The sequence below is a fragment of the Paracoccus sp. J56 genome (genome assembly GCF_019633685.1).
Lineage (GTDB): Bacteria > Pseudomonadota > Alphaproteobacteria > Rhodobacterales > Rhodobacteraceae > Paracoccus > Paracoccus kondratievae.
Genome location: NZ_JAFL01000014.1, coordinates 97,813 through 106,644 on the forward strand (window position 1 = coordinate 97,813; position 8,832 = coordinate 106,644).

16 protein-coding genes are annotated in these 8,832 nt (G+C 59.8%); all 16 read right to left on the reverse strand.

The annotated features are described in order from the left end of the window. Nucleotides 1-4 precede the first annotated feature (4 nt). Complete coding sequence (gene rpsN / locus M511_RS11995) at nucleotides 5-310, reverse strand: 30S ribosomal protein S14 (RefSeq protein WP_010400246.1); 306 nt, start codon at nucleotides 308-310, stop codon at nucleotides 5-7. Nucleotides 311-328: 18 nt separating this feature from the next. After that, entirely contained in the window at nucleotides 329-889 is a 561-nt protein-coding gene (rplE, locus tag M511_RS12000; protein WP_010400245.1) for a 50S ribosomal protein L5, read from the reverse strand. Then, nucleotides 889-1,194: a 50S ribosomal protein L24 gene (gene rplX, locus M511_RS12005; protein ID WP_010400244.1), complete on the reverse strand. Its 306-nt coding sequence runs from the start codon at nucleotides 1,192-1,194 to the stop codon at nucleotides 889-891. The genes rplE and rplX overlap by 1 nt, the downstream gene beginning before the upstream one ends. Next, on the reverse strand, nucleotides 1,194-1,562 hold the full coding sequence (rplN, locus tag M511_RS12010) for a 50S ribosomal protein L14 (protein ID WP_010400243.1): 369 nt from the start codon (nucleotides 1,560-1,562) through the stop codon (nucleotides 1,194-1,196). The genes rplX and rplN overlap by 1 nt, the downstream gene beginning before the upstream one ends. A gap of 76 nt (nucleotides 1,563-1,638) precedes the next feature. Next, a complete protein-coding gene (gene rpsQ / locus M511_RS12015) occupies nucleotides 1,639-1,887 on the reverse strand; it encodes a 30S ribosomal protein S17 (protein WP_010400242.1) in 249 nt (82 codons plus the stop codon). 11 nt (nucleotides 1,888-1,898) lie between these two features. Continuing rightward, a complete protein-coding gene (gene rpmC, locus M511_RS12020; protein ID WP_010400240.1) occupies nucleotides 1,899-2,105 on the reverse strand; it encodes a 50S ribosomal protein L29 in 207 nt (68 codons plus the stop codon). 639 nt (nucleotides 2,106-2,744) lie between these two features. Further along, entirely contained in the window at nucleotides 2,745-3,158 is a 414-nt protein-coding gene (rplP, locus tag M511_RS12025) for a 50S ribosomal protein L16 (RefSeq protein WP_010400239.1), read from the reverse strand. 12 nt (nucleotides 3,159-3,170) lie between these two features. Continuing rightward, nucleotides 3,171-3,887 (reverse strand): 30S ribosomal protein S3, encoded by a 717-nt coding sequence (gene rpsC / locus M511_RS12030; protein ID WP_010400238.1) that lies wholly within the window; start codon nucleotides 3,885-3,887, stop codon nucleotides 3,171-3,173. Then, nucleotides 3,887-4,267: a 50S ribosomal protein L22 gene (gene rplV, locus M511_RS12035; RefSeq protein WP_010400237.1), complete on the reverse strand. Its 381-nt coding sequence runs from the start codon at nucleotides 4,265-4,267 to the stop codon at nucleotides 3,887-3,889. The genes rpsC and rplV overlap by 1 nt, the downstream gene beginning before the upstream one ends. A 5-nt stretch (nucleotides 4,268-4,272) precedes the next feature. Then, nucleotides 4,273-4,551 (reverse strand): 30S ribosomal protein S19, encoded by a 279-nt coding sequence (gene rpsS / locus M511_RS12040; protein WP_010400236.1) that lies wholly within the window; start codon nucleotides 4,549-4,551, stop codon nucleotides 4,273-4,275. Nucleotides 4,552-4,554: 3 nt separating this feature from the next. Then, a complete protein-coding gene (gene rplB / locus M511_RS12045; RefSeq protein WP_010400235.1) occupies nucleotides 4,555-5,391 on the reverse strand; it encodes a 50S ribosomal protein L2 in 837 nt (278 codons plus the stop codon). A gap of 95 nt (nucleotides 5,392-5,486) precedes the next feature. Continuing rightward, nucleotides 5,487-5,783, reverse strand: coding sequence for a 50S ribosomal protein L23 (locus M511_RS12050; protein ID WP_010400233.1), 297 nt, complete (start codon nucleotides 5,781-5,783; stop codon nucleotides 5,487-5,489). Further along, nucleotides 5,780-6,400, reverse strand: coding sequence for a 50S ribosomal protein L4 (gene rplD / locus M511_RS12055; RefSeq protein WP_010400231.1), 621 nt, complete (start codon nucleotides 6,398-6,400; stop codon nucleotides 5,780-5,782). Before rplD ends, M511_RS12050 begins: the two co-directional genes overlap by 4 nt. After that, a complete protein-coding gene (rplC, locus tag M511_RS12060) occupies nucleotides 6,400-7,140 on the reverse strand; it encodes a 50S ribosomal protein L3 (RefSeq protein WP_010400229.1) in 741 nt (246 codons plus the stop codon). The genes rplD and rplC overlap by 1 nt, the downstream gene beginning before the upstream one ends. A gap of 10 nt (nucleotides 7,141-7,150) precedes the next feature. Then, the gene (rpsJ, locus tag M511_RS12065) at nucleotides 7,151-7,459 is read right to left on the reverse strand and encodes a 30S ribosomal protein S10 (RefSeq protein ID WP_010400227.1); all 309 of its coding nucleotides are present in this window, start codon (nucleotides 7,457-7,459) and stop codon (nucleotides 7,151-7,153) included. A 197-nt stretch (nucleotides 7,460-7,656) separates the two neighbouring features. Further along, on the reverse strand, nucleotides 7,657-8,832 hold a 1,176-nt coding region (gene tuf, locus M511_RS12070; RefSeq protein WP_010401000.1), incomplete at its 5' end, for an elongation factor Tu.

Genomic DNA, 8,832 nt, shown 5'->3' on the forward strand with positions numbered 1-8,832 from the left:
CCCCTTACCAGCTCGATTTGACCATGCCAGGGATCTGGCCGAACGAGCCGAGCTCGCGCAGCATGATCCGCGACAGTTTCAGTTTGCGGTAATACGCGTGCGGACGGCCGGTGAGCTGGCACCGGTTGTGCAGACGCGTGACCGAAGAGTTGCGCGGCAGTTCAGCCAGTTTCAGGCTGGCTTTGAAGCGCTCTTCCATCGGGCGGGATTGATCGTGAATGATCTCGTTAAGAGCAGCACGCTTGGCGGCGTATTTCTCAACCAGATGCTGGCGCTTTTTCTCGCGCTCGACCATGGATTTTTTTGCCATATCTTCTTCCCTCCGCGATCAGCTGTTGAACGGCATGTTGAAATGCCGAAGCAGCGACTTCGCTTCCGCGTCGGTCCGCGCGGTGGTGCAGATGATGATGTCCATCCCCAGAACTTCGTCGACCTTGTCGAAGTTGATTTCCGGGAACACGATGTGCTCTTTCAGGCCCATGGCGTAGTTGCCGCGGCCATCGAAAGCCGTGCCTTTGACGCCGCGGAAGTCGCGGACGCGGGGCAGCGCAATGTTGATCAGACGGTCCAGGAATTCATACATCCGGTCGCCACGCAGGGTCACCTTGGCGCCCAGCGGCATCTCTTCACGGACGCGGAAGCCTGCGATCGACTTCTTCGCCTTGGTGATGACGGCCTTCTGACCAGCGATCAGCGAAAGCTCTTCAGCGCCCTGTTTGACCTTCTTGGTGTCCTTGACGGCCTCGCCGATACCCATGTTCAGGACGATCTTGTCCAGTTTCGGGATCTGCATGTCGTTCTTATAGCCAAACTCTTCTTTGAGCATGGCGCGGATATTGTCCTTGTAGAGCGACTTGAGGCGCGGAGTGTAATTGGCTTGATCCAGCATCAGATCGCCTCCCCGGTGGTCTTGGCATAGCGGACCTTCTTGCCGTCTTCGACACGGAAGCCGACGCGGGTGGCCTTGCCGTTCTTGTCCATCAGCGCAAGGTTCGACAGGTCGATCGGCATGGCTTTCGCCACACGGCCGCCCTGGCTGTTCTGGGTCTGACGCTGGTGACGGATAGCGATGTTGACGCCATCAACCACGGCCTTGTTCTCTTTCGGGAACACAGCAGTGATTTCACCCTGCTTGCCTTTGTCCTTGCCCGTCAGCACGACGACCTTGTCGCCCTTTTTGAGCTTCGCAGCCATCACAGCACCTCCGGCGCAAGCGAGATGATCTTCATGAAGTTCTTGGCCCGCAGCTCGCGCACGACCGGCCCGAAGATACGGGTACCGACCGGTTCACCCTGGTTGTTCAGGATGACGGCAGCGTTACGGTCAAAGCGGATCGAGGTGCCGTCTTCGCGTTTCACCTCTTTGGCGGTGCGCACGACAACGGCCTTGCGGACGTCGCCTTTCTTGACACGGCCGCGCGGGATGGCCTCCTTGACGGAGACGACAATAATGTCGCCCACCGACGCATAGCGACGGTGCGAACCACCCAGGACCTTGATGCACTGAACCCGGCGTGCGCCGGAGTTATCAGCAACATCCAGATTGGTCTGCATCTGGATCATTTGGTTACTCCCGACCTTTGGGGACCGGCCCGAATTGCTTCATGCTCCGGCCCCAGGGTTTCGTTAAATTCTGGTGTCAGGCCTGGGCTTCAGAAGCGTCAGACAAAACAGTCCAGCGTTTGGTTTTCGAAATCGGCGCACATTCGGCGATGCGAACGATATCCCCGACCTTGAACTCGTTTTTCGCGTCATGGGCGCGATATTTCTTCGACGAACGCACGGTTTTGTGCAGCAGCGGATGCTTGAAGCGCCGCTCCACCAGAACGGTGACGGTCTGTTCGTTCTTATCGCTGACGACCTTGCCTTGCAGGATGCGTTTGGGCATGGACCGGCTCCTTAATTCGACGCCGCGGCTTCGGCCGCTTTCTGGTTCAAAACGGTTTTGACGCGTGCAACGTCACGACGGACGGCACGGATACGGGCGGTCGATTCGAGCTGGCCGGTGGCCTGCTGGAAGCGCAGGTTAAACGCTTCCTTTTTCAGCGAGAGCAGCTGTTCTTTCAGCTGATCCGGCGTTTTGTCTTTTAGTTCCTGCGCTTTCATGCGCCTCTTCCTTTCAACATCACCGGAGAGCCCCTGCACGCAGGGCCACCCTGATTCCCGGTGGAGTCCATGATGAAGCCGTGCCTATACGCTGGACCCCCAGCAAACACAAGGGCTTTATTGAACCGGCCGTACCAGCCGGACAGGTGTGCTCACCTACCCCTGCATCATCCAACCTATAATTGCTCGCAAGTGAGCGATAATTCTGCTGTCGTTAACCCGGATGGCAATGACATAGCCGGATGAGCCCGGCCCCGAGGGCTTTCCGATGCCGGATTAAGGACCTGAACCCGCGATTGACGAACGGGGCCGGATGGTCGGAACGATGGAGATGACGGGATCAGCTATTATCCCGACTGATCCAGTGAACTCGCAGCAATCCATGGCGAGAGCAGGGCCGATGCAATTAGTTCATATACTGCCGACCCCTATAGTGGGGAGGACGGTAGTGTTCAGGCGATCGGGGCTTGCTCAGCTATCAAACGTGGAATGCCCCTGGCGTAAAACAGACACAATCCAAGCCAGCCAATCAGTCAGTCAGTCAGAAAGCTGGTTAGAGACTACATATGAAAAAGCCCCGGATCTCTCCGGAGCTTTTTTATTTCAAACCGAAGTCGAAGGCGCGATGGCGCCTCCTTCTTACCAGTCTTCGCGAACCACAATGCGGGTCAGAACCGGCAGCTTCTGAGCACCAAGACGCAGAGCTTCGCGCGCGATAGTGTCGTTCACACCGTCGATCTCAAACATGATCCGGCCGGGGTGGACGCGAGCGGCCCAGTAATCCACCGAGCCTTTACCTTTACCCATCCGCACTTCGGTCGGTTTCGACGAAACCGGCACGTCCGGGAAAATCCGGATCCAGACCCGGCCCTGACGTTTCATGTGACGAGTGATCGCGCGGCGAGCCGCTTCGATCTGACGGGCGGTGACACGCTCGGGCTCGATGGCTTTCAGCGCATAGGAGCCGAAGTTCAGGTTGAACCCGCCCTTGGCCTCGCCGTGGATGCGGCCCTTGTGCTGTTTGCGGAACTTAGTCCGTTTCGGTTGCAGCATTGCTTCTTCTCCTTAGCGCGCGTCGCGGTCACGGCGCGGGCCGCGGGGCGACGGCCCGTCCTGCGCTTCGGTCGCGCGGCGGTCGTGGGCCTGCGGATCATGCTCCATGATCTCGCCCTTGAAGATCCAGACCTTCACACCGATGATCCCGTAAGGGGTCGATGCTTCCGACAGCGCATAGTCGATGTCGGCACGCAGCGTGTGCAGCGGAACCCGGCCTTCACGGTACCATTCGGTACGGGCGATTTCAGCACCGCCAAGACGGCCCGAAACGTTCACCCGGATCCCCAGGCCGCCCATGCGCATGGCGTTTTGCACCGCACGTTTCATGGCGCGGCGGAAGGACACCCGACGCTCAAGCTGCTGAGCGATCGACTCGGCCACCAGCTGGGCATCCAACTCGGGCTTGCGAACCTCAACAATGTTGAGATGCAGTTCCGAGGCGGTGAAGTTCGCCAGCTTTTTACGCAGGGTTTCGATATCGGCGCCTTTTTTGCCGATGATCACGCCCGGACGCGCAGCATAGATCGTCACCCGGCATTTCTTGTGCGGACGTTCGATCACGACGCGGCTGACACCGGCCTGCTTGGCTTCTTTTTTGATGAAGCTACGGATTTTCAGGTCTTCCAGCAACAGATTGCCGTAGTCCTTGTCATCCGCATACCAGCGGCTATCCCAGGTGCGGTTGACCTGGAGACGCATCCCGATGGGGTTTACCTTCTGACCCATTACGCGTGCTCCTCGACCTGACGCACCTTGATGGTGATTTCCGAAAACGGCTTCATGATGCGGCCATAACGGCCCCGCGCCCGCGGACGGCCGCGCTTCATCACCAGGTTCTTGCCAACCCAGGCCTCGGCGACGATCAGATTGTCAACGTCGAGGTTATGGTTGTTTTCGGCATTGGCGATAGCCGATTGCAGGCATTTCTTCACATCGCCCGCGATGCGCTTGGACGAAAAGGTCAGATCGGCCAGCGCCTTGTCGACCTTCTTGCCGCGGATCATCGCCGCCACCAGGTTCAGCTTCTGCGGCGAGGTGCGAAGCATGCGGGTCTTCGCCATCGCCTCGTTCTCCGCCACGCGGCGCGGATTCTTTTCCTTACCCATGACGATTACTTCCTTTTCGCTTTCTTGTCGGCGGCGTGACCGTAGTAGGTCCGGGTCGGCGAGTACTCACCGAACTTCTGGCCGATCATCTCTTCGGTCACCGAGACCGGGATGTGCTTCTGGCCGTTGTACACACCAAAGGTCAGGCCGACAAACTGCGGCAGGATGGTGGAACGACGCGACCAGATTTTGATGACATCCGACTTGCCGGATTCCCGGGCTTTCTCGGCCTTGCGAAGCACATAGGCATCGACAAAGGGGCCCTTCCAAACAGAACGTGCCATGGATTAACGCCCCTTCTTCGCGTGACGCGACCGCAGAATGTATTTGTCGGTCGATTTGTTCGAGCGGGTCCTGGTCCCCTTGGTGCCCTTGCCCCAGGGGGTAACCGGGTGACGACCACCCGAGGTCCGGCCCTCACCACCACCATGCGGGTGGTCGATCGGGTTCATGGCGACACCGCGCACACTCGGACGGATGCCCTTGTGACGGTTGCGGCCAGCTTTACCAAAGTTCTGGTTCGAGTGGTCAGAGTTCGACACGGCGCCGATGGTCGCCATGCATTCCTGACGCACCATGCGCAGTTCGCCCGAGGACAGGCGGATCTGGGCATAGCCACCGTCGCGGCCGACGAACTGGGCGTAGGTGCCGGCCGAACGGGCCAGCTGGCCGCCCTTGCCGGGCTTCAGCTCGACGTTGTGAACGATGGTACCGATCGGCATACCGCTGAAAGGCATGGCGTTGCCGGGCTTGACGTCCACTTTATTGCCGGCGATGACCTTGTCGCCCACAGCCAGACGCTGCGGAGCGATGATGTAGGCCTGCTCACCGTCTTCATATTTGATCAGCGCGATGAAGGCGGTACGGTTGGGGTCGTATTCGATCCGCTCGACGGTCGCCGGAACATCAAATTTAGTGCGCCTGAAATCGACGATGCGATAGAGACGCTTCGCCCCGCCGCCCTTGCGGCGCATCGTGATCCGTCCGGTGTTGTTCCGGCCGCCGTTCTTGGTCAGACCCTCAGTGAGGGATTTGACCGGGCGCCCTTTCCAAAGCTCCGAACGGTCGATCAGAACCAGCCCACGCTGGCCAGGCGTCGTCGGTTTATACGACTTGAGTGCCATGCTTTCTGTCTTCCGTTGCTTTGGACCTCAGGTGGTCCGTTTCAGTCAAAAGGCGACGGCCCCGCTGCCGGGGCCGTCGATTCGCAGGCTCTATATCAGAGACCAGTCGACACGTCGATGCTGTTGCCAGCTTCCAGCGTGACATAGGCCTTTTTCACGTCCGAACGGACACCGGGGCGGCCGCGGAAACGCTTGGTTTTGCCTTTGGTAATGGTCGTGTTCACGGCCTTCACCTTGACATTGAACAGAGCCTCGACGGCTTCTTTGATCGCCGGTTTGGTCGAGTCCTTGGCCACCTGGAAGACATAGGCGTTGGCATCGCCCACCAGGGTGGCCTTTTCGGTAATGACCGGCTTGACGATCACGTCGTAATGTTCGGGTTTGACGCTCATTTCAGGCGAGCCTCCAGAGCTTCGACACCGGCGCGGGTCAGCACAAGCGTATCCCGACGCAGGATGTCATAGACGTTGGCGCCGATCGAGGGCAGCACATCAACGCCTTCCAGGTTGCGGGCAGCGCGGGCAAAGGTTTCGTTCACCTCGGCACCGTCGATGACCAGAACGCGCTTCCAGCCGTTTTCCTTGACTGCCTTGGCGACGGCTCCGGTTTTGGCTTCCGCGATGTTCAGGTTCTCTACGATCACCAGCTCACCGGCAGCAGCTTTGGCCGACAGCGCATGCTTCAGACCCAGAGCGCGGACCTTCTTGGGCAGATCAAAGGCGTGCGACCGCGGGGTCGGACCTTTGTAGACACCACCGTGACGGAAGATCGGGGCCTTGCGGCTGCCGTGACGGGCGCCACCGGTGCCCTTCTGGCGGTAGATCTTCTTGGTCGAGTAGCTGACATCCGATTTGCCCAGCACCGAATGGGTGCCCGCCTGAGCCTTCGCACGCTGCCAGCGCACGACGCGATGCAGGATATCCGCACGCGGCTCGAGCCCGAAGATGTCATCGCTCAGTTCGATGTTCCCGGCTTTGCCGGCATCGAGCGTGATAACGTCGAGTTTCATCAGTTGTCTCCTTCGGGCGCGGCAGCTTCAGCCGGGACCGCAGCCTCGGCCTGAGCCTGGACCTTGGAACGGGTCGCGGCCGGGAAAACGGTGTTTTCGGCCAGCGGCTTCTTCACGGCATCCTTGATGGTGACCCAGCCACCTTTCGAACCCGGAACCGAGCCTTTAACCATGATCAGGCCACGTTCGGAATCAGTCTTGACGACCTGCAGGTTCTGGGTGGTGACACGGACCGCACCCAGATGGCCGGCCATCTTCTTGCCCTTGAACACCTTGCCGGGGTCCTGGCACTGGCCGGTCGAACCGTGCGAGCGGTGGCTGATCGACACACCGTGCGAGGCGCGCAGACCGCCAAAGTTGTGCCGCTTCATCGCACCGGCAAAACCTTTACCGATCGAGGTGCCGGCGATGTCGACATACTGGCCGGGGAAGTAGTGATCGGCAACGATCTCTTCACCCACTTCAACCAGGTTCTCGGGCGAGACGCGGAATTCCGCGATCTTGCGCTTGGGCGCGACATTGGCCTTGGCGAAATGACCGCGCAGCGCAGCGGTCGTGCGCTTGGCCTTGGCTTCGCCAGCGCCAAGCTGCAGCGCGACATAGCCGTCTTTTTCCACGGTACGCTGAGCGATAACCTGCACGTTGTCCACATGCAGGACGGTGACGGGCACCTGACGCCCGTCTTCCAGGAACAGCCGGGTCATGCCCAGCTTCTTGGCGATAACACCAGTCCGCAGCATGATAGCCTCCTTACACCTTGATCTCGACGTCCACGCCAGCGGCGAGGTCGAGCTTCATCAGGGCGTCCACGGTCTGCGGGGTCGGATCGACGATGTCCAGCAGCCGCTTATGCGTGCGGATTTCCCACTGGTCGCGGGATTTCTTGTCGATATGCGGACCGCGCAGCACGGTGAATTTTTCGATCTTGTTGGGCAGCGGAATCGGACCGCGGACCTGGGCGCCGGTGCGCTTGGCGGTGTTCACGATTTCCTGCGTGCTGGCATCCAGAACGCGGTAATCGAACGCCTTCAGCCGGATGCGGATATTCTGGCTTTGCATCATCATCCCTCTTGCGGGGCGTGTTCAGTTGAGAGGCAGACCCCACACCATGCGGCGCCTGCGTCGAACCGTCTTCAAATTGGCAGGCCGGCGACATAGCCGCCGGTCCGCCTCTTGGCAACCCCGAATCGGGCGATTGCCATATTTTCTTTACGGGCTGCGCCAGAGACGCAGCCCGCAACAAGCACAAGGCTTGCTTATTTAATGATTTTGGAGACGACGCCTGCGCCGACGGTGCGGCCACCTTCACGGATGGCGAAGCGCAGCTTCTCTTCCATCGCGATCGGAGCGATCAGTTCAACCGTGAACTTCAGGTTGTCGCCAGGCATAACCATCTCGGTGCCTTCCGGCAGCTTCACCGTACCGGTCACGTCAGTGGTCCGGAAGTAGAACTGCGGACGGTAGTTCGCAAAGAACGGAGTGTGACGACCGCCCTCTTCCTTGGTCAGGATGTAGGCCTCGGCTTCAAACTCGGTGTGCGGGGTAACCGAACCCGGTTTCGCCAGAACCTGACCACGCTCAACGCCGTCACGCTCAACACCGCGCAGCAGAGCGCCGATGTTGTCGCCAGCCTCACCGCGATCCAGAAGCTTGCGGAACATCTCGACGCCGGTGCAGGTCGTCTTCTTGGTCGGACGGATCCCGATGATCTCAAGCTCGTCGCCGACGTTCACCGCGCCACGCTCAACACGGCCGGTCACAACCGTACCACGGCCCGAGATCGAGAACACGTCTTCGATCGGCATCAGGAACGGCAGGTCAACCGCACGCTCGGGCGTCGGGATGTACTCGTCAACGGCCTTGATCAGTTCCCGGATCGAGTTCTCGCCGATCTCGGCGTCGCGGCCTTCCAGAGCAGCCAGGGCCGAGCCCTTGATGATCGGAATGTCGTCGCCGGGGTAGTCGTAGGACGACAGAAGCTCACGAACCTCCATCTCGACCAGTTCCAGCAGCTCGGGATCGTCAACCTGATCAACCTTGTTCAGGTAAACGACCATGTAGGGGATGCCAACCTGACGGCCCAGCAGGATGTGTTCACGTGTCTGAGGCATCGGGCCGTCAGCAGCGTTCACAACCAGGATCGCGCCGTCCATCTGCGCAGCGCCCGTGATCATGTTCTTGACATAGTCAGCGTGGCCGGGGCAGTCGACGTGCGCATAGTGGCGCGTATCGGACTCGTACTCAACGTGCGCCGTCGAGATCGTGATACCCCGAGCACGCTCTTCAGGGGCCCCGTCAATCTGATCGTAGGCCTTGAATTCACCGTAGTACTTGGTGATCGCTGCCGTCAGAGTCGTCTTGCCGTGGTCAACGTGACCAATCGTACCAATGTTGACGTGCGGTTTCGTACGTTCAAACTTTGCCTTTGCCAT

Excerpts from the sequence above, each read along its gene's own strand:
- rpsN (WP_010400246.1), bottom strand. The coding sequence starts at position 310 with ATGGCAAAAAAATCCATGGTCGAGCGCGAGAAAAAGCGCCAGCATCTG.
- rplE (WP_010400245.1), bottom strand. The coding sequence starts at position 889 with ATGCTGGATCAAGCCAATTACACTCCGCGCCTCAAGTCGCTCTACAAG.
- rplX (WP_010400244.1), bottom strand. The coding sequence starts at position 1,194 with ATGGCTGCGAAGCTCAAAAAGGGCGACAAGGTCGTCGTGCTGACGGGC.
- rplN (WP_010400243.1), bottom strand. The coding sequence starts at position 1,562 with ATGATCCAGATGCAGACCAATCTGGATGTTGCTGATAACTCCGGCGCA.
- rpsQ (WP_010400242.1), bottom strand. The coding sequence starts at position 1,887 with ATGCCCAAACGCATCCTGCAAGGCAAGGTCGTCAGCGATAAGAACGAA.
- rpmC (WP_010400240.1), bottom strand. The coding sequence starts at position 2,105 with ATGAAAGCGCAGGAACTAAAAGACAAAACGCCGGATCAGCTGAAAGAA.
- rplP (WP_010400239.1), bottom strand. The coding sequence starts at position 3,158 with ATGCTGCAACCGAAACGGACTAAGTTCCGCAAACAGCACAAGGGCCGC.
- rpsC (WP_010400238.1), bottom strand. The coding sequence starts at position 3,887 with ATGGGTCAGAAGGTAAACCCCATCGGGATGCGTCTCCAGGTCAACCGC.
- rplV (WP_010400237.1), bottom strand. The coding sequence starts at position 4,267 with ATGGGTAAGGAAAAGAATCCGCGCCGCGTGGCGGAGAACGAGGCGATG.
- rpsS (WP_010400236.1), bottom strand. The coding sequence starts at position 4,551 with ATGGCACGTTCTGTTTGGAAGGGCCCCTTTGTCGATGCCTATGTGCTT.
- rplB (WP_010400235.1), bottom strand. The coding sequence starts at position 5,391 with ATGGCACTCAAGTCGTATAAACCGACGACGCCTGGCCAGCGTGGGCTG.
- M511_RS12050 (WP_010400233.1), bottom strand. The coding sequence starts at position 5,783 with ATGAGCGTCAAACCCGAACATTACGACGTGATCGTCAAGCCGGTCATT.
- rplD (WP_010400231.1), bottom strand. The coding sequence starts at position 6,400 with ATGAAACTCGACGTTATCACGCTCGATGCCGGCAAAGCCGGGAACATC.
- rplC (WP_010400229.1), bottom strand. The coding sequence starts at position 7,140 with ATGCTGCGGACTGGTGTTATCGCCAAGAAGCTGGGCATGACCCGGCTG.
- rpsJ (WP_010400227.1), bottom strand. The coding sequence starts at position 7,459 with ATGCAAAGCCAGAATATCCGCATCCGGCTGAAGGCGTTCGATTACCGC.